This is a genomic window from Pseudomonas sp. NPDC088429 (genome assembly GCF_044753305.1).
In the GTDB taxonomy this organism is placed as follows: domain Bacteria; phylum Pseudomonadota; class Gammaproteobacteria; order Pseudomonadales; family Pseudomonadaceae; genus Aquipseudomonas; species Aquipseudomonas rustica.
The window spans coordinates 26,219-47,507 of record NZ_JBIVMX010000041.1 but is presented as its reverse complement, the minus strand read 5'-3'; the positions used below and the strand labels follow the sequence as shown (position 1 = coordinate 47,507).

The 21,289-nt window shown below is 53.8% G+C and carries 20 protein-coding genes, 1 tRNA gene and 2 pseudogenes; 12 read left to right on the top strand and 11 right to left on the bottom strand.

Going from position 1 to position 21,289, the window contains the following annotated elements:
• The 6 genes from ACIP66_RS19330 to ACIP66_RS19305 all read left to right on the top strand — a co-directional run.
• On the top strand, window positions 1-766 hold a 766-nt coding region (locus tag ACIP66_RS19330; RefSeq protein WP_400650040.1), incomplete at its 5' end, for an ABC transporter ATP-binding protein.
• 13 nt (window positions 767-779) lie between these two features.
• Complete coding sequence (locus ACIP66_RS19325) at window positions 780-1,529, top strand: ABC transporter substrate-binding protein (protein WP_053116574.1); 750 nt, start codon at window positions 780-782, stop codon at window positions 1,527-1,529.
• A gap of 78 nt (window positions 1,530-1,607) precedes the next feature.
• Window positions 1,608-2,300 carry an ABC transporter permease gene (locus ACIP66_RS19320; protein ID WP_007909165.1) on the top strand — a complete coding sequence of 231 codons (693 nt, stop codon included), beginning with the start codon at window positions 1,608-1,610 and terminating at the stop codon, window positions 2,298-2,300.
• Window positions 2,301-2,990: an ABC transporter permease gene (locus ACIP66_RS19315; protein WP_159815479.1), complete on the top strand. Its 690-nt coding sequence runs from the start codon at window positions 2,301-2,303 to the stop codon at window positions 2,988-2,990.
• Window positions 2,971-4,206 carry a methyltransferase gene (locus tag ACIP66_RS19310; protein WP_400650035.1) on the top strand — a complete coding sequence of 412 codons (1,236 nt, stop codon included), beginning with the start codon at window positions 2,971-2,973 and terminating at the stop codon, window positions 4,204-4,206. The genes ACIP66_RS19315 and ACIP66_RS19310 overlap by 20 nt, the downstream gene beginning before the upstream one ends.
• Window positions 4,207-4,726: 520 nt before the next feature.
• A tRNA-Thr gene (locus ACIP66_RS19305) sits at window positions 4,727-4,802 on the top strand.
• 91 nt (window positions 4,803-4,893) lie between these two features.
• Here ACIP66_RS19305 and ACIP66_RS19300 read toward each other — a convergent pair.
• Together ACIP66_RS19300 and ACIP66_RS19295 are read right to left on the bottom strand one after the other, a co-directional pair.
• Window positions 4,894-5,466 carry a hypothetical protein gene (locus ACIP66_RS19300; RefSeq protein WP_400650032.1) on the bottom strand — a complete coding sequence of 191 codons (573 nt, stop codon included), beginning with the start codon at window positions 5,464-5,466 and terminating at the stop codon, window positions 4,894-4,896.
• A complete protein-coding gene (locus ACIP66_RS19295; RefSeq protein WP_400650030.1) occupies window positions 5,453-6,088 on the bottom strand; it encodes a tyrosine-type recombinase/integrase in 636 nt (211 codons plus the stop codon). Before ACIP66_RS19295 ends, ACIP66_RS19300 begins: the two co-directional genes overlap by 14 nt.
• 1,221 nt (window positions 6,089-7,309) lie before the next feature.
• Here ACIP66_RS19295 and ACIP66_RS19290 point away from each other — a divergent pair.
• From ACIP66_RS19290 to ACIP66_RS19280, 3 genes are read left to right on the top strand one after another with little or no spacing between them, the layout of a single operon-like run.
• On the top strand, window positions 7,310-8,644 hold the full coding sequence (locus ACIP66_RS19290; protein WP_400650027.1) for an ATP-binding protein: 1,335 nt from the start codon (window positions 7,310-7,312) through the stop codon (window positions 8,642-8,644).
• On the top strand, window positions 8,644-9,600 hold the full coding sequence (locus ACIP66_RS19285) for an O-methyltransferase (RefSeq protein WP_400650025.1): 957 nt from the start codon (window positions 8,644-8,646) through the stop codon (window positions 9,598-9,600). Before ACIP66_RS19290 ends, ACIP66_RS19285 begins: the two co-directional genes overlap by 1 nt.
• Before the next feature lie 57 nt (window positions 9,601-9,657).
• Complete coding sequence (locus tag ACIP66_RS19280) at window positions 9,658-10,791, top strand: DNA cytosine methyltransferase (RefSeq protein WP_400650023.1); 1,134 nt, start codon at window positions 9,658-9,660, stop codon at window positions 10,789-10,791.
• Window positions 10,792-11,258: 467 nt separating this feature from the next.
• On the opposite strand, the pseudogene ACIP66_RS19275 reads toward ACIP66_RS19280, so the two are convergent.
• Window positions 11,259-11,399, bottom strand: a pseudogene (locus ACIP66_RS19275) (transcriptional regulator); the annotation flags it as partial.
• Window positions 11,400-11,420: 21 nt separating this feature from the next.
• On the opposite strand from ACIP66_RS19275, the pseudogene ACIP66_RS19270 reads away from it, so the two are divergent.
• A pseudogene (locus tag ACIP66_RS19270) lies at window positions 11,421-11,624 on the top strand (DUF3077 domain-containing protein); the annotation flags it as partial.
• A gap of 44 nt (window positions 11,625-11,668) precedes the next feature.
• Here the strand turns inward: ACIP66_RS19270 and ACIP66_RS19265 are convergent.
• From ACIP66_RS19265 to ACIP66_RS19255, 3 genes are all read right to left on the bottom strand, one after another.
• On the bottom strand, window positions 11,669-12,334 hold the full coding sequence (locus tag ACIP66_RS19265) for an RES family NAD+ phosphorylase (RefSeq protein WP_400650044.1): 666 nt from the start codon (window positions 12,332-12,334) through the stop codon (window positions 11,669-11,671).
• Between the two features lie 11 nt (window positions 12,335-12,345).
• Entirely contained in the window at window positions 12,346-12,753 is a 408-nt protein-coding gene (locus ACIP66_RS19260; RefSeq protein WP_400650020.1) for an antitoxin Xre-like helix-turn-helix domain-containing protein, read from the bottom strand.
• 255 nt (window positions 12,754-13,008) lie between these two features.
• The gene (locus ACIP66_RS19255) at window positions 13,009-13,572 is read right to left on the bottom strand and encodes a PBECR2 nuclease fold domain-containing protein (protein ID WP_172680062.1); all 564 of its coding nucleotides are present in this window, start codon (window positions 13,570-13,572) and stop codon (window positions 13,009-13,011) included.
• A 449-nt stretch (window positions 13,573-14,021) separates the two neighbouring features.
• Between ACIP66_RS19255 and ACIP66_RS19250 the strand changes: the two genes are divergently transcribed.
• Window positions 14,022-14,948 (top strand): LysR family transcriptional regulator, encoded by a 927-nt coding sequence (locus ACIP66_RS19250; protein ID WP_400650016.1) that lies wholly within the window; start codon window positions 14,022-14,024, stop codon window positions 14,946-14,948.
• Here ACIP66_RS19250 and ACIP66_RS19245 read toward each other — a convergent pair.
• The 5 genes from ACIP66_RS19245 to ACIP66_RS19225 form a co-directional block, all read right to left on the bottom strand.
• On the bottom strand, window positions 14,865-15,182 hold the full coding sequence (locus ACIP66_RS19245; RefSeq protein ID WP_053116560.1) for an AzlD domain-containing protein: 318 nt from the start codon (window positions 15,180-15,182) through the stop codon (window positions 14,865-14,867). The two genes, ACIP66_RS19250 and ACIP66_RS19245, sit on opposite strands and share 84 nt — an antisense overlap.
• Window positions 15,161-15,877: an AzlC family ABC transporter permease gene (locus tag ACIP66_RS19240; RefSeq protein WP_282356686.1), complete on the bottom strand. Its 717-nt coding sequence runs from the start codon at window positions 15,875-15,877 to the stop codon at window positions 15,161-15,163. The genes ACIP66_RS19245 and ACIP66_RS19240 overlap by 22 nt, the downstream gene beginning before the upstream one ends.
• Window positions 15,874-16,251, bottom strand: coding sequence for a GNAT family N-acetyltransferase (locus ACIP66_RS19235; RefSeq protein ID WP_053116558.1), 378 nt, complete (start codon window positions 16,249-16,251; stop codon window positions 15,874-15,876). The genes ACIP66_RS19240 and ACIP66_RS19235 overlap by 4 nt, the downstream gene beginning before the upstream one ends.
• Window positions 16,252-16,330: 79 nt before the next feature.
• Window positions 16,331-17,077 (bottom strand): 2OG-Fe dioxygenase family protein, encoded by a 747-nt coding sequence (locus ACIP66_RS19230; RefSeq protein WP_053116557.1) that lies wholly within the window; start codon window positions 17,075-17,077, stop codon window positions 16,331-16,333.
• A gap of 232 nt (window positions 17,078-17,309) precedes the next feature.
• Window positions 17,310-18,596, bottom strand: coding sequence for an OprD family porin (locus tag ACIP66_RS19225; RefSeq protein ID WP_053116556.1), 1,287 nt, complete (start codon window positions 18,594-18,596; stop codon window positions 17,310-17,312).
• 508 nt (window positions 18,597-19,104) lie between these two features.
• On the opposite strand from ACIP66_RS19225, the gene ACIP66_RS19220 reads away from it, so the two are divergent.
• Window positions 19,105-21,201, top strand: coding sequence for a TonB-dependent receptor (locus ACIP66_RS19220; protein ID WP_400650011.1), 2,097 nt, complete (start codon window positions 19,105-19,107; stop codon window positions 21,199-21,201).
• Window positions 21,202-21,289: the final 88 nt, after the last annotated feature.

Genomic DNA, 21,289 nt, shown 5'->3' with positions numbered 1-21,289 from the left:
GGCCACGCGCGCGCTTGAAATCCGCAACCTGCACCAACGCTACGGACAGCTTGAGGTGCTCCATGGCATCTCGCTGACCGCGCGCGACGGCGATGTGATCTCGATCCTCGGTTCCTCCGGTTCCGGCAAGTCCACGTTCCTGCGTTGCATCAACCTGCTGGAAAACCCGCACCAGGGCCAGATTCTGGTGGCCGGTGAAGAACTCAAGCTCAAGGCCGCCAAGAATGGCGAACTGGTTGCCGCCGACGGCAAACAGATCAATCGCCTGCGCTCCGAGATTGGTTTTGTGTTTCAAAACTTTAATCTGTGGCCGCACATGAGCATCCTCGACAACATCATCGAGGCCCCGCGTCGCGTGCTCGGTCAGAGCAAAGCTGAAGCGATCGAAGTCGCCGAAGCGCTGCTGGCCAAGGTCGGCATCTCCGACAAACGCCATGCATACCCGGCGCAATTGTCCGGCGGTCAGCAACAACGCGCGGCGATTGCCCGCACGCTGGCGATGCAACCGAAGGTGATCCTGTTCGACGAGCCCACCTCGGCGCTTGACCCGGAAATGGTTCAGGAAGTACTTAGTGTCATCCGCGCATTGGCCGAAGAAGGCCGCACCATGCTGCTGGTGACCCACGAAATGGGCTTCGCCCGTCAGGTCTCCAGCGAAGTGGTGTTCCTTCACCAAGGCCTTATAGAAGAGCAAGGATCGCCACAGCAGGTGTTCGAAAACCCGCTTTCGGCGCGCTGCAAACAATTCATGTCCAGCAACCGCTAACGGAGCAACATGCATGCAGAACTATAAAAAGGTCTTCCTGGCCGCCGCCGTCACCCTCGCGTTCAGCGCCGGTGCCATGGCTGAAACCCTGAAGATGGGCATCGAAGCGGCATACCCGCCGTTCAACAACAAAGACGCCAGCGGCAACGTGGTCGGCTTCGACAAAGACATCGGCGACGCCCTGTGCGCGAAGATGAAAGTCGAATGCAGCGTGGTCACGTCCGACTGGGACGGCATCATTCCGGCCCTGAACGCGAAGAAGTTCGACTTCCTGATCTCCTCGCTGTCGATCACCGAAGAGCGCAAAGGCGCGGTCGACTTCACCGACCCGTACTACTCGAACAAGCTGCAGTTCATCGCACCGAAAAACGTCGACTTCAAAACCGACAAGGACTCGCTGAAAGGCAAGACCATCGGTACTCAGCGTGCAACCCTGGCCGGTACCTGGCTGGAAGACACCTACGCTGATGACATCAAAGTCAGCCTCTACGACACCCAGGAAAACGCCTACCTCGACCTGACCTCCGGTCGTGTCGACGCGATCCTCGCCGACAAGTACGCCAACTATGACTGGCTGAAAAGCGACGCGGGCAAGAACTACGAGTTCAAAGGTGACCCGGTCGTAGAAAGCGACAAGATCGGCATCGCTGTACGTAAAGGCGATCCACTGCGTGAGAAGTTGAACGCTGCCCTGAAGGAAATCGTCGCCGACGGTACCTACAAGAAGATCAACGACAAGTACTTCCCGTTCAGCATCTACTGATCCTGACCTGTGGGACTGGCGCCGTGATGCAACGGCGCCGGCTCCCGACTTTGCCTGCCGCAATTTGAACAGAATTCCATGATTATCGACCTCTACGGATTCGGCCCGGCCCTCGCTGCCGGCGCGCTGATGACCGTCCAACTGGCCCTCACGGCCCTGTGCCTGGGACTGGTGCTCGGTCTGCTCGGCGCCTTGGCCAAGACTTCCCCGTACAAGCCGCTGCAATGGCTTGGCGGCACTTATTCGACCCTCGTGCGTGGCGTCCCGGAATTGCTCTGGGTACTGTTGATCTACTTCGGTACGGTCAACCTGATGCGCGCCCTCGGTGAGTTCTTCGGCAACCCCGACCTGCAACTCAACGCCTTCGCCGCCGGTGTGATCGCTCTGGGCCTGTGCTTCGGCGCTTACGCCACGGAAGTGTTCCGTGGTGCAATCCTCGCCATTCCCAAAGGCCACCGTGAGGCCGGCCAGGCCCTGGGCCTGTCGAAATGGCGGATCTTCACCCGGCTGATCATGCCGCAGATGTGGCGCATCGCCCTTCCCGGTCTGGGCAATCTGTTCATGATCCTGATGAAAGACACCGCGCTGGTCTCGGTGATCGGCCTGGAAGAAATCATGCGTCACGCGCAAATCGGCGTGACCGTGTCGAAACAACCGTTCACCTTCTATATGGTCGCCGCGATCATGTACCTGGGCCTGACCGTGCTGGCGATGACCGGCATGCACTTCCTGGAAAAACGCGCCGCTCGCGGCTTTGCGAGGAGCGCTTAAATGAACTGGGAAGTCATTATCAAGTGGCTGCCGAAACTGGCGCAGGGCGCGACCCTGACCCTGGAACTGGTGGCCATCGCTGTCATCGCCGGTTTGCTGCTGGCGATTCCGCTAGGCATCGCCCGCTCCTCCAAGCTCTGGTACGTGCGCTCGTTGCCTTACGCCTACATCTTCTTTTTCCGTGGCACGCCACTTTTGGTTCAGCTGTTTCTGGTTTATTACGGTTTGGCGCAGTTCGACGCGGTGCGTGCAAGTGCGTTGTGGCCGTACCTGCGCGATCCGTTCTGGTGTGCGACCGTGACCATGACCCTGCACACAGCGGCGTACATCGCCGAGATTCTGCGCGGAGCGATTCAGGCGATTCCTCCGGGCGAAATCGAAGCGGCGCGGGCCTTGGGCATGTCCAAACCGAAAGCGATGTTCTACATCATCCTCCCGCGTGCCGCGCGCATCGGCCTGCCGGCCTACAGCAACGAAGTGATCCTGATGCTCAAGGCCAGCGCGCTGGCCAGCACCGTGACCCTGCTGGAACTGACCGGCATGGCGCGCACGATCATCGCGCGCACCTATCTGCCGGTGGAGATCTTCTTCGCGGCGGGCGTGTTCTATCTGCTGATGGCTTACGTGCTCGTGCGCGGCTTCAAGCTGCTGGAGCGCTGGCTGCGCGTCGATGCCTGCCAAGGGCGTTGATTCTTCCTACGTGCTGACGGGCGAGGACTTACTCGCCCGCTTCACCGCGCTGGATGCTTTTTTGATTGAGCATCAGGCGCTGTGGAAACCTCGACCGTTCCCACATCTTTCGCTTGCTTGGGAAGCGTCCTACCCGGAACTGGCCTTGTGGCTGCGCGGGCGGTCGCTGGAAGAGGCGGAAAACGCTCACAACCAACCTGCTGATCTTGCTGATGTGCCGGAGCCTTTTGCTTCACTGGCCGCGTTGTCGGCTAAGTTGAGTGTGGTTGGCGAGTTGCCGAAACATGCGCTGGAAGCTGCGGGACATCGGTTGAATGTCGATGTACCGGGGCGCAAGTGGCAGCAGATCGAGGCGTTTGCCAGTCGTTTGTCCTTCGCTTCGCAGCCGACGCACTGGCTGGATTGGTGTTCGGGCAAGGGGCATTTGGGGCGGCGCTTGTTGGGCGCGGGGCAGCAACTGACTTGCGTTGAATATGATCCTCTATTGGTCGCCAGCGGTCAGGCGTTGAGTCAGCGCCATCACTTACATGCTTTGCATGTGGAGCAGGACGTACTGGCGACGAACGCCTCTGCGGTATTGAGCGCGAACCACACGCCCGTCGCCCTCCACGCCTGCGGTGATCTGCATGTGCGCTTGATGCAACTGGCCAGCACCGCAGGTTGCCAGCAAATGGCGATCGCGCCTTGCTGCTACAACCGCATAAGTCGCAGCGAATATCAGGCCTTGTCCTGCGCAGGATCAGCATCGTTCCTACAGCTTTCGCTGGAAGATCTCGCGCTGCCGATGAGCGAAACTGTCACCGCCGGAGCACGCGTCCGACGTCAGCGTGACACCTCGATGGCCCGTCGCCTCGCTTTCGACCTGCTGCAACGGCAAGTGCGCGGCGTTGATGAGTATTTGCCAACGCCATCGTTGCCCAGCGCTTGGCTGGACAAACCGTTCGCCGATTACTGCCGCGATCTGGCCGACCTCAAAGAGTTATCCACAGTCGGCACGCCAGATTGGGCCGCACTGGAAGCGGCGGGATGGCAACGATTGGCCGAAGTACGCAATCTGGAACTGCTGCGCGGATTATTCCGACGACCACTGGAGCTTTGGCTGAACCTCGATCGGGCACTTTTCCTCGCCGAACAGGGATACGTCGTACGCCTCGGCACTTTCTGCGAATCAGCGCTGACGCCGCGCAATTTTTTATTGTTGGCCGAACGCGAATAAACCATCGCCAGCCTGTGGATAACTCTGTTGATGGATTTTACTCGGATCCAATATCCACGCCTGTTTCGGCGCTGAAACAGCTGTGGTCATTTTTTGTTCACATACAGAAAAAACCAATAAAACAGGGATTTGCGAACAAAATGAGAACGCGTCCACAAAAAGAGGCCTAAGCGCGTTGTCAGGCCACTCAGTTGTGCATAAGCCGCCAATCAAAACGACATAACCGCCGAAAAACAGCAAAGCTCAGCGGCCTTATCACCCATGCCCAAGACTGAAAATGGGCTCCTCGATAATTAACGTCTGAGCCTGGCGAACGCGACGGCCAACAACATCTCGCCACCGCCCTACACCGCGCCGAACACGCCGAAGTGCAGCCATTCGCCCGGCGAAACGGTCACATCGGGCGGGCGGCCAAGCGCTGCGAAATGTACTGCGCAGGGCCTGATTTTCAGAGATGCAAAAATAGTCTGAATTCAGGGGTTTACAGAAATTATCCAGTCGCTATAATCGTCGCCCACACGCCGGTATAGCTCAGTTGGTAGAGCAACTGACTTGTAATCAGTAGGTCCCGGGTTCGACTCCTGGTGCCGGCACCATATTCAAAGCCCCGCAATGCGGGGCTTTGTCGTTTCTGGCCTTTGAAAGCAACTCACATCAAATCTGGAAAGTCCACAAAGTGTCCACACTTCATTTTTCCCTCGCTTTCCTGATGGCCCATTTGCCCCTCGTTTTATAGTCTATTAATTCACGTCCAGTTCGGAGTGCTTCTTCAAGGATATCTGCGACATCGGCGAAGTCCTGTGGATCTGATGATCCTCTATGCAGCAATCCGCCAGTGACGATGTCTGCCACCACACTATCTGCCATCTGATAAAAGCGGACTACGAGCCTCGCTTCACACTCAGACAAGCTTCCCAATTTCGAAACATTGGCTTGATACACAATGTCGTACGGGCCGGCAACGTTGACCGAAAACTCATAAGAGTGTTCAGCACGTTGTTCATCAGTCCAGCCAGTGAGCTCTTGCTGTGCTTCTCGAAGACTTTCTAGGTAACCTCGACGCTCTATAAGCTCCATCAGGATCGCCACTTCTACAAACAAAGCCGCGCGCACGCTCTTTCGCTCTCTTCGTACTTGGCTATACCAGACCCATATCGGCCCAGCAACGGCAGTGAAACCAGTCACCAGAGCGACGAATACGGCTGTCCAGTTTGTTTTGGCTACCGATTGAACTACAGGCGACCAATCAATTTCCCCCATCTCCCACTTCCCCCTTGCCAATTCCACCAAACGAAAGCGGATTCAGTCGAACAACCTCGGCTAAATGCCCAGGACTAAAATGCGCATACTTCATTGCCATAGCTAACGACGCATGACCCAAAACTCGCTGGAGCGTGAGAATGTCACCCCCATTCATCATGTAGTGACTTGCAAAGGTGTGTCTTAAAACGTGCGTCAACTGACCTGCAGGAAGATCAAGTTCTACCGCTTCGACCGACGCCCCAAATTTTTTATAGCAATCGCCGAAAGGTATCGAAGCTTTGATTTGCTTCTGCACCGGAGCGGAAATTGGAACTGTTCTATTTTTTGAAGACTTCGTACGGGCAAAGTGAACTCGACAATCGCGCACCTGGCGCGCTGCCAATCCCTCCGCCTCTGACCACCGTGCGCCTGTGGCCAAACACACCCGCGCCACGACTCCAGCAGCAATGGATCTGTTATCTAGATCTGCGAGTAGAGGGTTGATCTGGTCAGCGTTAAGATATGCCATCTCGGTCTCGTCGAACTTCAATCCTCGAACCTTGCCAAGCGGGTTTTCCCCACTCCACTCACCAAGGCGTTCAAGCTCATTGAACACGGCTCGTAGGTAGGCCAGTTCCATGGTTCAACGTATTGGGACTTGGGGGTCTCGCAGCTTCGCCTTTCTTGCGACCACTCCCAATTTTTTTCCTATTAAATTTCCCGGCAAGCCGATCGGTCCGGTACATCGGGAAATGCGCCGTGGTGAAATCCGTAGCGAGAGGGTCACCCATCCGCTCCGCCATGCTTAACAAGGCCCGTTGTCGTTCTTCACCTCGCTTGAGCGTCCGTCCATGGCTCTCAAACCAAAGTGTGATCAACGCTGAGAGCTTTCGCCCATCTCGCTTTGGCTTTTTCTCAAACGTACCGCGCGCGCCTTCTCCCAATATTTGATTTTGAAAGTAAAGCGCCTCGTTCTTTGTGCGAAATCTCTTCCGCACTCGGGGGCTTTCGCGTCCGCCTGGGCGACAATCGACCAAATATTTTCCGTCATCCAGCTTGGTGATCGACATAAGTCAGACCGGGCTCACTTGCTCACAAGCCACTGGAAACTCGTCACACATAAACCACAGCGTGTACTTCGTAAAGCGGGGATGGTTCGTGATTTTCAAGAGTGCCAACGAGCTCATTTACTTGCGCAGCCCCAGCTCATAGTTCTTGTAGCTTCCCAGATACACACCCACTTCATCTGCCATTTGACGCTGAGTCAGACGCTCTCACGTACGCATCAGCTTGAGTTTTTCACTGAGTTCCATTCCTGCCCCTTGACATGTACCCACAGCTTCCATGGTACTCGCAAAGTCCGGTCGGTCGGGGGGTAAAAAGACCAGGCGCCCCCACATGCGCTGCGGTGTTCGGCAGGATTTGGCGTTTTTCGTTTTTGAAGCATTTCGAAAGGAATTGAAAAGGCGCTTCATAGTCGACGCCAGCGCGAGCCGGCAGGGGGGAAAGAAAGAGGCCCGATTTAGAGCGGCAAAAAATCGAAAATCGTGGTTTTTACCGTGTTTTCTCCAATTTGAGCCCACCATTGTTTACGGGAATACCGCAACCAGTCCGAAGCGCGTTTGAGCCTTGAGCACCAAACGCAATGGGGGGTGCGGAGAAATCGCATCAAAAGCTTCGCCTTTCACTTTACTCGCAGGTCGATAAAAGCCTCGGAGCACCCCCACTCGCAACTCAAATGACTGAAAAGCTGGAAACCTGACATTTCACTCTGGCACTATGCAATCACCGGCGCTCTTAAAAAAAGGGCGCGCAATTTCTGCATTCGTGAAACATCAAGATTACGCTGAGGGAGTTATTTATGGCGCAGTGGACGGCAAAGGCAGATCCGACCAAAGATTTTTTTATCGATATGATCACGCGTGATATCGGGCTTGATGAATGCATATTCGATCTTTTGGACAACAGCATCGATGGCGCTTCTCGGCACGCCCAGCATCTAAACCGTGATGACTTGGCCGGCTATTTTGCTGACATTCTTTTAAGCGAAACGGAGTTTGAAATAAAAGATAACTGCGGCGGCATGACTTTGTTAGACGCCCGAGAATATGCATTTCACTTTGGCCGTAGAGCAGACGCACCAAAAGACGCTGAGAATTCCATTGGTCTATATGGCATCGGAATGAAACGCGCCATATTCAAAATTGGAAAAGAGATCGTAATCAAGAGCGCTACAAAAAAAGCTCCTCATGAAGCTTTTCAGGTAGATATTGATGTAGCAGCTTGGGCAGCCAGTCGCGAATGGGAATTCCAGCTAGATCAAATTGATCCGGGTGAATTTGTCGGAACTGAAATATCAGTGAAATCCCTACGAAAAGCTACCGCATCAGAGTTTTCGGATCAAATATTTGTCAACAAACTCCGAAAAGATGTCGGAAAATATTACTCATTTTTCTTGCAGCACGGTTTTGAAATTAAAATTAACGGCATCCCCGTGAAACAGCATGTATATGGTGTTCGTGACGGGGAAGACATCGCCCCATATACTCACGAATATACTGATCCAGAAACCGGGGTTAACGTTCGGATAATTTCTGGAGTGGCAGGTACGCCTCCTGAAGATTCAGGCGACCCGACGAGCCTAACTAAAGACACGGAAAGCTGGGGCTGGTACGTTGTATGTAATGATCGGGTTGTACTGGCAGGGGACAAAACAGAAAAAACAATCTGGGGGGATGGCTTTCCCGGATGGCACCCCCAGTACAATGGTTTTGTAGGGCTTGTATTCTTCTCATCAGATAAGCCAGGTGAGCTGCCTTGGACAACTACCAAGAGGCAGATCGATGAGACCTTACCAGTTTTCCGTCGTGCTACTTCCTTTATGAAAGATGCGACTCGTAAATATCTAGATTATACAAATACAAGAAAAACGAATTTGGAAAAAGCTAGGACAGTAGAATCAAATGCCACAATAAGACCGATTGCCGATATAAAAATCAGCTCCGACGCACCAGTTCTAATGAAGTTACCCGTTTTTGATTCTGCTCCAAAAATCAAAATGGGGACGGTAGCCTTTCAGCAGCCACTTTCAGTTCTGAACAAGGTAGCCCAATCTTTGGGCAACAGCCAGATGAGTTACAAACAGATCGGCCTAAAAACGTTTGAATATTATGTCGAGAATGAGGTTGGCGAGTAATGGCCTCATTTGAAGCAATCAACTATTCTCTCCGGCCCAACAAGTGCGTAGAGCGAAAAATAATATTTGAAACACTGGCAGGCCTTTCGAGCAGTTTTGATTTTTCAAAGTACCAATATTTGGGCATGGGCTCAATGTGGTTCGTTGACTTTGTCTTGGCACATAAAAGCCTTGGAATTGAAGAATTAGTTTCCTTTGAACTTGCGCAGTATTCACCACGGGCAATATTCAATAGGCCTTATAAAAACATTAAAGTTTTCGCTGGGCCAGCCTCTGAAGGGATAGAAATTACAGACTGGGCAAAACCATCTATCGTATGGCTTGATTACGACTGCGGCCCCGAAAACTCGGCAGTTTTCGAAGATAGCGCCACAGTAGCTTCCAAAATATCTCCCGGCTCAATTCTTATGGTCACCGCAAATGCCCATATGGGGAGGATACCTAACAAGGATGCGGATGAAAATCCTTTAAATAGGCATGAAGGCCTTGAACTTCTCTTGGGTGATGCAGCTCCGAGTTCAGAAGAGTTCAAGCACATCAATCAGAAAAATTATCACAACGTGTTGGCGACATGTCTAACAAGACATATAGAAAGGGCACACAGACGGTCGGGCCGTGGAGGAAAATTTGTATCTTTCTTAAATTATTACTACAAAGACAACGCACCCATGATTACAGTTGGCGGAATGTTTGTAGATGAAGAGTCTGATACAAAGCTAAAAGAAAACCGGTGCTTTCTAAACTCCGAATATATTGGCCCAGCCCTATACCCAATCCAAGTCCCTCCACTAACTCACCGCGAAAGAATTTCTTTAGATGCTCTATTACCATCCACCGAAAGACTGGATGAAGCAGAAGTTATGAAACGACTTGGCTTTAAACTCGATCAAAGCCAACTTGATGACTATGCAAAATTTTACAAACTCTACCCATCATATGGAGAGGTCGTTCTTTAACAGCCCTTCTTTTTTCGGGTGCAATACTATATAATCGACCGCTTTAACATGTTGTAGGTGAATAATTTGAGCAGGCCAACCTTCGTTGATTTATTTAGTGGGTGCGGAGGGTTTGGCCTGGGCGCTGAATTGGCAGGATTCAAAAACATTGCATCAGTAGATATCGATCCTAATCTACAGTACTCATATAAGCTAAATTTCCCCAATTCTAAAGTTCACTTAGCAGACGTTGCACGCCTGGACTCAAAATTCTGGAAATCTGCTATTGGTGACATCTGTCCTGATTTAGTAATTGGCGGCCCTCCATGCCAAGGCTTCAGTCGAATCGGATTGAGAAAGCCAGAGGATCCAAGAAACAACTTAATCGACCACTTCTTCCGCCAAGTCATGATCCTTCGTCCCAAGCTATTCGTCATGGAAAATGTCGAAGGTATACTTGACGTTCAAAACAGATGCGTACTAGAAGAAGCAATCAGTGTTGTCTCTGGCGATTATAATATTCTCGGCCCTTTCAAGATTAATGCATTAGATTGCGGCGCAGCCACTTCAAGAAAGCGAGTTATCGTTATTGGCTGCCTGAATGAATTTTCTCTATCATCCATCCAAGATCGTTTAGTTTCACCTACGGTGCACCCTATAACTGTGGCTGAAGCGATAGGTGATTTACCATCTCCAAATCTGCCACTGTTTAAAAGTGATTATGGCTATGACTGGTGGAAATATGCTAGCAATGCAACACCTAGTAAATATGCCAAAGAACTAAAAAAAATATACTCAAATGTAGGCGCTCAATTTTCCACCGAAATGCTCAAGTCCGGTCTTATTACGGGGCTTATGAAAACCAAGCATACGGAAACAGTAATTGCTCGATTTGCTGATACTACCCCTGGCTCTATCGATAAGATTAGCCGGTACCCTAGATTATCTTGGGAAGGACATTGTCCAACCTTAAGAGCCGGGACAGGTAGTGATAAAGGTAGTTTCCAAGCAATGAGACCAATCCACCCGCAAGAAGCACGCGTAATTACAGTTAGAGAGGCCGCAAGATTACAAGGCTTCCCCGATTGGTTTGTTTTTCATCCGACCATTTGGCATTCATTTCGGATGATTGGTAACAGTGTCTCACCAATTATGTCGAAGTATTTGCTAACCCTTGCTCGAGAAGTATTTGATCTCAAGGCTGCAGCCTAACTTGTCGCCTTAAGGCTTGCACCATTACGAAACCACGATAACTGTCATTTTCAGCAAAAAATCGAACTTGTCTCGTTATTGATCAAATGAAAAATGTGTCCACTAAGTGTCCACACCCGAAATCAATATACATCGCACATTTTGCGAAATACCCAATAATCACGGGCAAAATCACCAAATACCCCAGAACCATTGGCCCTCATTTCGGACTTGTAATCAGTAGATTACGGGGTCGACTCCTGGTGCCGGCACCATACAAAACAAAGCCCCTGCAGAAATGCAGGGGCTTTGTTGTTTCTGAGATGTTTATATTTTTGGCAGCGTTTCTGCTTCAGCTCAAATTTCCGTCTTTATGCCAAATTATGAACTGGCAATAATTATGGCGTACCCATAAAAAGATGTAATCGGATGAGCAGCATTTCTCGTTGCCCTGAACTGGCGGGTTCAATGGAAATCAGGCTTTCCGATCCAATATCGCTTGATGCCTCGACACTTTGTTTCTCCGCCGCAGAGAACGGCATCAGCGTAACGCGCGCGGCCTCACCGGCCTTCATCTGACATACAGACTCCAGTAAGTCCTGCTGGAATTGCTCCAGTTCATCGACCATCGCTGATCTACTCGTTTTGCCAATCGCGGTGTGCCGGTGATCACCGCCCTCTCCCACGCCTCACACTTGCTGCACATTTCACGACTGCTCACTGCGGACTCCTCAGTCGGGCGCGATCCTGATCTTCACGCCTATGCCTCGCAATATTTGCAGGAATTGAGCAAGGCGCTGATCGATGATGTTGTGAAAGTAATGGATGCGTCGCCGGACAAGCCGTTGATGTAAATCAGCCACGTGAAGCGCTCGCTGATGCGAGGGCTTTTTGCGTTTCAGACCTGACTGATCTCGAACACAAACGAAATCTTCTGCTGACTCGCACTCCACACATAGCGTAAATGCTTGCCCTGCTTCGGAATCGATAGCGCTGGCGGCCGAAACGTGGCGACGCATTCATGGCCCGGCGATCGAACGCTGTTATAGAGCAGTCCCCATGACTCGGTTTCGCGCAGTTGCCGGGCGAAAACCTGAGACGGCCCATAAGCCTCAGGATCCGGATTGTGCAGCTCAGGGTGATCGTGACGAATGTCGTGTAACGGTTTAACCACCCGATTGACGTAAGTCCGCATGGTCAACTCAAGATCCGATTCCTGAGTCGCCGCAAGAAATCGTTCCTGGTGATAACAGGTTTCGGAGATGGCCGCGGCTTGGCTGCTCGCAGCGTAGTAAACGCCGAAGGTGCCGTCGCAGAAACGGCTGCGTTTGCCGATATGAGTAAACGCAGCCATCACCGGAGTCGATCCGGGGCCGGAGAGTCGATCTTCGGGACGCACTCGGGCGATAACCCCGGCCTGCTCGATCAGACGATCATTGGTCAGCGCTTCAATTGCGTAGGCAACTTCCAGATCTTCGGGATCGAGCACGTCTTCGAACAGCGCAATCGGCGGGAAGCTGCTGTTGACGATCCGATAGGCTCGCGGCCACGGCACATCAACCAAATCGGGCGCCTTCAACCGCGCACCCCATCGAGGTAGCGGCGCACATCGGCGATATCGACCACGCGTCCGGCGAGCATGTAATCCAGCGCCGTTTGGCCATTGAACGGTGCGGCAGTGTTAGGGCTGCTGACCCAGGTGTACGCGCGCTCACGGCTATTGCTGAAGATGATGCTCAGCGCCTTGTGAATGCCCATCAGGTAGGAGATGCGCTCAAGGGTGTCGTTCGGCAGACGGATATTTGGCAGGTGTTTGTATTTATAGAACGTGGTGTTGCCGACGCCGCCCAGCAATGTGCGTTGCTGCTCGGCGCTGCAGCCCCAGCGCTCCATGAGGTTGAAGAAGAACTTCAACGCGACGCGACCGGCTTCGGGGGCGTCGAGTTGTTCGCTTGGAGTGATGGCTGGAGGTGAAGTAGGCATCAGATCGTTACCAACTCGTTATGTGATACATCAAGATTAGTACACATATGAACCAAACAAATAAAGCGCTTCATATGCGGACTCCTATTGCCTATTTTTCGTTTGACTTGCCAATACGCCTGACAGAGAATCGGCCCCAAGAGCGCGAAACCGACTGCCTTCAGGTGGCAATAGTCGGCGTTAGGAACCCCGTTGATAACCTGAATATCAGCGCTCGGGTGAGACCTCTTCTCCCCTGCTTGAGGGAGCACAATATCAAGCACCTACTTCAGAAAAAGCAGCCTCTTCAGGCTGCTTTTTTTGTTTGGCGGTTTGGAAACGCTGATACACCAGTATTCCATGGCGATGCTTATTCAACGCTTTCTTGTCGCAGTTCATGAAATTCCAGAGAGCGTGTCCATAGTCAGCGTGGATCACCACAAGCATCTGATATTTCGTGTCGTACGCACCGATGAACGCCAGTCGTATCGAACCGTCATCGTAGGAAATTTGCCAGATTTCCAAGGGATTCTGAATGGTATCCAATGCAAACTCGGTGAAGCGCTCTCGCGCATTGGGCCTTTTTTCGACGATATGTAGTAGGTATTCGCGTCTGACAGTGACCGCGACGTAAGGCGTTTGTATCACGGAGTAACTCTTGCCTTCCGACAACCCAAACCCCAACGCAACCTGCTCCCAAGCCAATTCCAAACTTGTCGCACCAGGAATTTCTCGAGCATTCGAATTCAATAACCTCACTTCGATATCGCGTATGTCCGGTAAGCCAAGGGCTATCCAATTGGTTTGATTGGGAGTAGCGCGCTTTCCTGGCAAATTCATTGGTACCCACCCAGTCGCGCCTTGGCTAGGCGGAAATATCCTTAACTGCAATGGATTCGGCCTTAACAAAATCCTCAAAGTAACAAGTCCATATTTCGCTGGTTTTTGGCGGTGGGGTAAATCAGCCACATCCTCATTTGCAATCGGACACTTCTGGTATATGGAAGGATTGCTGCCGAGCGAAGGTGGGAAAAATCGCCACAGCTCTTAGATTCCAAACGAAAAAAAGTGCCCGGATCTTTCGATCCGGGCACTTTTTTTGACCCCCATCACCCCCCTTCCCCCAAAAACCCCGATCCTGTGTCAGCCTCCAGCCATCGGCGGGGACATCAATTCGCTACTAAACCCGCGACAACTATGCTCAGGTACAGGAATATACCCAGCATATGGCCGCCGAACCGGCAGTCTCGTAAACAACAATACCCAGCCCACTTTAGAGGGCATTACCCATGGATAGCAGAACCTTACGCAACCTCATGCGCATCGTGCAGACCGGCTCGTTGTCGGCCGCAGCCGAGCATTCGTGCCTGACTGTGCAGGCGCTGGCCGCGCAGTTGAACAAGGTCGAAGAGCAGTTCGGTTTCCGCTTGTTTCGTCGTTCCAACAAAGGGCTGACGCTGACGCCGCAAGGCACTGAGCTGACGCCGTATTTGGACAAAGTGCTGATTGCCACGCGACAGATGGAAGAAAAGGTCGAGGCGCTGAAGGTGCCGGGCCAGCGAACGTTGAAGGTGGCGTTGAACAACACGTTGTCGACTGACTTCAATCGGCGAATGATCGGGCGCCTGATTGAGGTGTTTCCCGATTATCAGATGGAATTCAGCTACGCCGAGTCGATGGAAAATCTCAGCAAGCTGAAGAACGAAGACTTTGACCTCGCGGTGCTGATCGGCCCGCAGCGTCCGGGTTTGCCGAGCATTGTCTTGCCCGAAGTGCAGGTGCAGGTGGTCGGCGCGCATTGCGGGCAGGAGAACGATCCGCTGACGTTGCTGGGCAACAAGTTTCAGGTACGTCCTGCAGAAGATTGTCCGTATTCCCACAGCTTTTTGCGTTTTCTCGACGCCGGGCTGGGCAATCACGAGAACGGTCAGCGCATGGTCTATTCATGCAGCGAGACGCTGACGTTGTCGTTGATCACGCAGATGGACGCGGTCGGCATGGTCTCGCGTGAGGCTGCGCAGAAAAACGGCCTGACGATTTTCCCGGGTTTCGAGGACTTCCTCGAAGTGCGCCTTGCGGTGAACAACTCGGAGTTGTCGCGCCAGGCGCTCAGCGATGTTGTCGATCTGCCGTTACATGAACGAGCCGAGCGCAATGTACGCAGCCGTCCCAACCGCCACACTGAGAAAGAGGTTTTTGCTGAAATACGCACATAGCAACGTCGGAATCGCGGCATAGAATTCCGGGCGGTCGAGCTGTATGTGCTGATCCTTGATCAACAAGGGAGTCAGGCTGATCGCAGCGACGATCGCCACCGGCAGGTATTCCAGCGCCCGCGCGACAAATGGCGGCCAGTGCTCGGTGTTGATTTGCAGCGGCAAGGCGCGCGGCAGGAAGGTCACGGCCATCATCAGCACAACGACCAGAATCAGGAACGTTTGGTCAGGCATACACCCACTCCGCAGCCCACAAACGTGGCGATAAACACATTAAACGGCGAGCTGCCGACCAGGCTCAGGGCGCCCATGCAGATCACCGCAGCCGCAGCGGCGATCAGTTTGTTGCGCGTGTTGCACAGCGACACCAGCACGTAGAGCATCATCGCCGTCAGTGCGTAGTCGAGCTGATATTTGATCAGGTGCGCCGCGTACTGTGCGCAAACTGCGCCGAGCAATCCGCCGAGCACCCACGAGGTGTGGCAGAACAGGTTGAAACCGATCAGATAGCGCACGTTGACCGGCGCGCCGGTGCCGAGTTTCACACTGTGGAAGGCGAAGGATTCATCGGTCAGGCCACCGGCGTAAGCCCAACGCTCCATGCGGCTCAAACCGAGCGCGCGCAGGGCTTTGGCCATATAGACCGACATCAACATGTGCCGCGCGTTGATCAAAAAAGTAGTCAGCACAATGGTGGTCAGCGACGCGCCGCTGGAGATCAGCGCCAGCGCGGCGAATTGCGAAGCGCCGGCATAGACGAACAGGCACATCGCCACCGGCAGCCACATCGGCAACCCGGCGTTGACGGCCATCAGCCCGAACACGAACGACACCGTGAAATACCCGGCGACGACCGGGCTGGCTTCGGCAAATGTGCGCGATGGCTGATGGCTGACCATCAGCGGCGCACTGCCGGACCGTTCATTCATAGATCCCTCTCAAATGTCCGTTCGCCATGGGGCTCGCAAAAACCCTGGGCAGTCCAAAAACGCTTGCCCGCGAGGTTAGCATCGTCGACGAACAGAAACATCCGCAACACGCCGACACGCTTCATGTCGGACGACGCCGCTTCAACCAGACGCTGACCGACACCCTGGCTGCGATAGCGCGGGCTGACGGCCAGATGATTGATCGTGCCGCGACTGCCGAGCATGCCGCCAAGCACCGCGCCGACGATTTCGCCGGCGACGTCGAAGGCGAGATACGACGTGGTGGTTTTCTGAATCAGCACGCCGCGCAGGCACTTGGCGTCCTGCCATTCGCAGAAAGACACTTCGTCGAACTGGCGGAAGAAGCGCTCCATGCGCTGCGCATCCTTGGCCGTGGCGCGTCGCAGCACCACAGGCGTCGAGCACTCGACGCCATCGATTGGGGTGATCTGATTAGCGAACAATGTCGAAAGCGGTCCCGGGCCGCGAGAAAGAAATCGCCAGAATCTGCCGATATGCCATGGCATGGGTGTGCGTGTTGCGCGCAGGCGTCACGTAGTGGCGCATGTCGCGGTCGAGGAAGTAAGTGGTGTCGAGAATTTCCTTGTAAGTGGTCGACGCCAGTTGATGCTCGTGGATGTCGTACAGACGACTCTCGGCACCCTCGACGTTGTTGCGGCCCCAGAAGTGCACACCGCTGAACGGGTAACCGTCGCAGTGAATCCCTTCCGGAGTAATTTCCAGTTGTTTGCCGGGTTTGATCTCGATACGGATCTGATGGATCTGGCACTGCCAGATTTCATCGTGCAGCTCTTCCGGCAGCACGCTTTTGTACACTTCAAAATCGGTGTCGATCAGGCTGCGCATCACCGGCGAAGAAATCACTTCATCGGAGAAGTCCTGGAAGTGTCGTACCAGGCCGCCGACGTAAGCGTTGTTCTCTTTCGACTGCACGTATGCGCGATGCTCAAGTTGCGTCAGCTCGCGGGTTTTCGGGTTGTACTCGAAGTCGCTGTAACGACGGTAACGCATGCCGGCTTCGGCCTGACCGTAATAGCTGTCAGGCTCCATGTTTTCCCAACTTTTGGTCAGTCTGACGAAGTCGGCAAAATGACCGTAGAGATTGAAGTCACCACCCTGGACGTTGACAAATTTGTCGCGCCGTAGCGATTCGCCCACTTCTCTGTTCAAAACGATCATTACCCAATTCTCCACTGCGTTGAGCGGCCTAATCTATTAGGTGGAGAATTTGCGTCCATGAGAAAGAATTTCAGGCATTTAAAGCCCTGTTTGAAACGAAGTTTGCAGCGACTTAAAAACTACTTTTACATGACAAAAACATGGTTTTTTTCTGGTTTTCATCAAAAATCCGTCGAAAAAAAACCCCGAACGAATCGGGGTTTTTCTCAAGTTTCTTACATTCGATCGATCATCAGAAGATGTTGATCGGGTAATCCACGAACACACGCAGCTCGTTGCCGCTGACGTTGTACTCGCTGGACTTCTGCGACACGCGCAGGATCGAGCTGCGCAGTTTCACGCTCAGGTCTTTGGCCGGGCCACTTTGCACGACGTACTTGAACTGGTTGAAGATCTCGCGCTCGGTGCCGCCTTCGCTGGTGGACGTAGTGATGTTGTCGCCACGTACGTAAGCAACGTTGTAGCTCAGACCCGGCACGCCGAAAGCGCTGAAGTCGAGGCCGTAGCCCAACTGCCAGCTGCGTTCGTCTTCAGCGTTGAAGTCAGACCAGTAGGAGTTGGCCAGGTAGATGGTGTTGCCACCGTCGCCGACACGACCCTGATCTTTCTGATAGCCGCCGTAGGCGTAGCCCAGGTTGCTGTCGCCAGTGGAACGCTGGTGCGCCACGGTGAACGAGTGCGGGCCGGTGACGAAAGTCGCGGCCAGGCTCCAGATCTTGTTGTCGTCGCCGGTTGCACCGCTTTCGCGGACGTAGGAATTGTCCAGCTTGGTGCGGTAGCCGTTGAAGTCCAGGGTCAGCGATTGATCCTTGTCGATCGGGAACACGTAGTTGGCGTTCACGTATTGCTTCTTCAGCACGTCTTCAACGTCGGAAGCGTACAGCGCCGCTTTGAACTGTTCGGTGAACTGATAGCTACCGCCCAATACGTTGATCGACTTCAATCCACCGCTGTCACGGCCTTCAGCGCTCTTGCGCGATTCGGCGGTGAAACGACCGGCGTTCAGCTCCAGGCCTTTGATCTCTTTGGAAGTGATCAGAGTACCGGTGTAGCTTTCCGGCAGCAGACGCGAGTTGTCGTAGTTCAGCACCGGCAGGGCCGGCATCTGGTCACCGTACGTCAGGGTGGTGCTGGACAGACGGAATTTTACCGCTGCGCCGCCCTTGGACAGGTCGTCGGCCGGAGCGCCGCTGGCGCCCTTCTTGAAGAAGTCGATACCGCCGGCGCCGCTGCGATCTTCGCTGCGTTCCAGGTTCAGTGCGTACAGACCGAAAGCGTCGACACCGACACCGATGGTGCCTTGGGTGAAGCCGGAGGAGAACGTACCGATGGCCGCTTGGCCCCATTCGGATTTGTCGTCGTTACCGTCTTTGTAGTCACGATTGATGTAAGCGTTGCGCAGCAGCACTTTGAGGCTGCTGTCTTCTTGAAAACCCTTGGACTCGGCCTGGTCGTTAGCCATGGCCTGTGTGGCGCTCAACATCCCCAGAGCGATCAGGCTGATTCGCTTGTTCAACATTTTATTTTCCTTATTACGGGTTGAAACGCGCTGTGTCGAACGGCTGAAACGGCGCTTTTGCACTCTTTTTTCATCCCGAAACAAAAAGACCCGCCCACGACCAAGTCGTGGCGGGCCTTCTTATTATTTTGAGTCATGGCGGTTGGCCACAGGCGTTGGGCCGAATCGTAGCCGCGCCCGGAACAATGTGTCAATTTCAAGAATCGTCTTTAAATAGGCGAAATTCGTCTAAGAAACGTAAATTTTGTGATGGCCGGTTGCAAGGAATCGGTAACAACCAGTGATTTTGACGCAGCGCAGAGGAAGATTTTTCAGCGATTTATCGTGCGCGTGATCGCTCTCACGAGCCACTCAATTTCGCTGACCGAGCGGGCTGTACGGGCTGAGACACAATCCGAAACAATCCGGCAGCGGAACTTCTCAGGAATAATTAACGAAAGTAAATAGCAAGCATTATCATCCGAGCCCTACATGCTTCAGCCTAAAAATCCTACGGATGTTTTCTTCAATGCCTGCCCCTTTTCGCCTGACGTCCTACAGCTTTGGCCTTTCTGCCCTGCTGTCTGCCGGTTTTTCCTACGCTGCTCCTACAACACTGCCTGAAACATCGATCAGCGCTGCCGAAGCCGAAGACGATGATCCGCGCGTAAAGGTCAGCAACACCGCGACTCGCACCTCGACGCCGGTGCGCTACGTGCCGCAGGCCATCGATTCAATCAAGACCGCCAATGTGGCGAACTACGGCACCAACGACATTGGCGATGCGTTGAGCGGTATTCCCAACGTCAGCAGCGGCGCCGACACGCGTTTCGACAGCCTGCGCATCCGGGGTTTCGATGCGAGCAACGACTTTTATCTGGACGGCATCCGCGACGACAGCCAGTACAAGCGCGACATGCACAACATCGAACGCGTCGAAGTGCTTAAGGGCCCGGCCGCTGTGTTGTATGGCCGTGGCAGCCAGGGCGGCATCGTCAACCGCGTGAGCAAGATGCCGGAATTCGGCCGTCGCTCGACGATTGAAGCCCAGGGCAGCAGCGAAGACTTGCGTAGCCTGTACGCCGACCTCAGCACCGATCCGAGCGAGAACATCAGCCTGCGCCTGAACATGGGCAACATGGATGAAAACAGCTTCCGCGATGGCGTCAGTGGCAATCGCCAGTTGTTCGCGCCGTCGATGAGCTGGCAACTGAGCCCCGATCTGAATTGGTTGGTGCAGTATGAATACAGCCGCTACAACCGCACGCCGGATCGCGGTATTCCAGGGGTCAACGGTCGTCCGGCCGATGTCGGGCGCGACACCACTTATGGCAACGATCACGATTTCATCGACGACAAAACCCAGTCGTTGCGCTCGAAGCTCACTTACGAAATCAACGAAAACTGGCAACTGCGCCAGACCCTCGGCGTGTTCAAACTCGACAGTGATTTCGACAACACCTACCTCACCGGTTATGTCCCGGCGACCAACAAGGTCACGCGTCAGCACTGGCAGCAGGATCTGACCACCCGCAACATCTATAACAACATTGAGCTGGAAGGCGGTTTCGACACCTTTGGTCTGGAGCATCGTCTGCTGACCGGGATCGAGATCGGCAGTCAACGCCGCGACCCGAAGCTGTACAACGCGGCGACCACGGGCCCCGGCAGCTCGCCAGTGCCAGCGCTGGATCTGTACAACCCCAATCGCGATTTGCGCCACACCGGGCGCATGCAGGTATTCAGCGACACTCACACCGAGGTCGAAAGCCGCGCCCTGTACGTGCAGGATCAATTGCGCCTGAACGATCAATGGCAGGTGCTCGCCGGTTTGCGTTACGACACCTTCGACATCGAGTCGACCAACCAGTTGAAAAACATCAGCGAAGACCGCGACAGCCACAGCACCAGCCCGCGCGTGGGCCTGGTCTGGACGTCGCTGCACAATCACTCGTTCTATGCCTCATGGACTAAAACGTTCTCACCAGTGGGCGGCGGTCTGATCGGCATCACCCCGGGTGCGGCGGGCAACTCCAATGACCTGAGCCCGGAGCTGACCAAGCAGAAAGAAATTGGCGTGAAGAGCGACTGGCTTGATGATCGCCTGAGCACCACGCTGGCGATCTACGACCTTGAGCTCTACAACCGCCGCACCGCAGATCCAAACGATCCGACCGTAACCGTGCTGACCGGCGTGCAACGTTCACGCGGGATTGAACTGACCGGCACCGGCAAAATTGCCGGTAACTGGTACGTGCGCGGAGGCGTCGGCGTGCAGGACGCGACGATCGAGAAGGATAACAATGGCCTGGAAGGCAAACGCATCAACAACGTCGCCAAGCACAACGGCAGCCTGTTCCTGACCTGGAAACCGGAGATGGGCTGGTATGGCGAAACGGGACTGACGCTGGTTGGTCAGCGCTATGCCGATAACCTCAATACAACTGTGCTGCCGGGTTATGGACGTTGGGATGCGCTGGTCGGTTATCGGATGAAAGATTGGGATTTGCGCGGGGCGCTGAACAATATTACTGATCGCGAGTACTACTCGTCGGCGACCAGTGCTGCGCAGATTCAGCCGGGGGCGCCGCGAAGTGTGGTGATGACGGGGACTTATTCGTTTTGATTTCATCGATATTGCAATACGAGCTTAACCAGATAAACCGCTCATCCGGACTGTCACATTTTACAGGTGTACGAAGATTGCTGCGGTG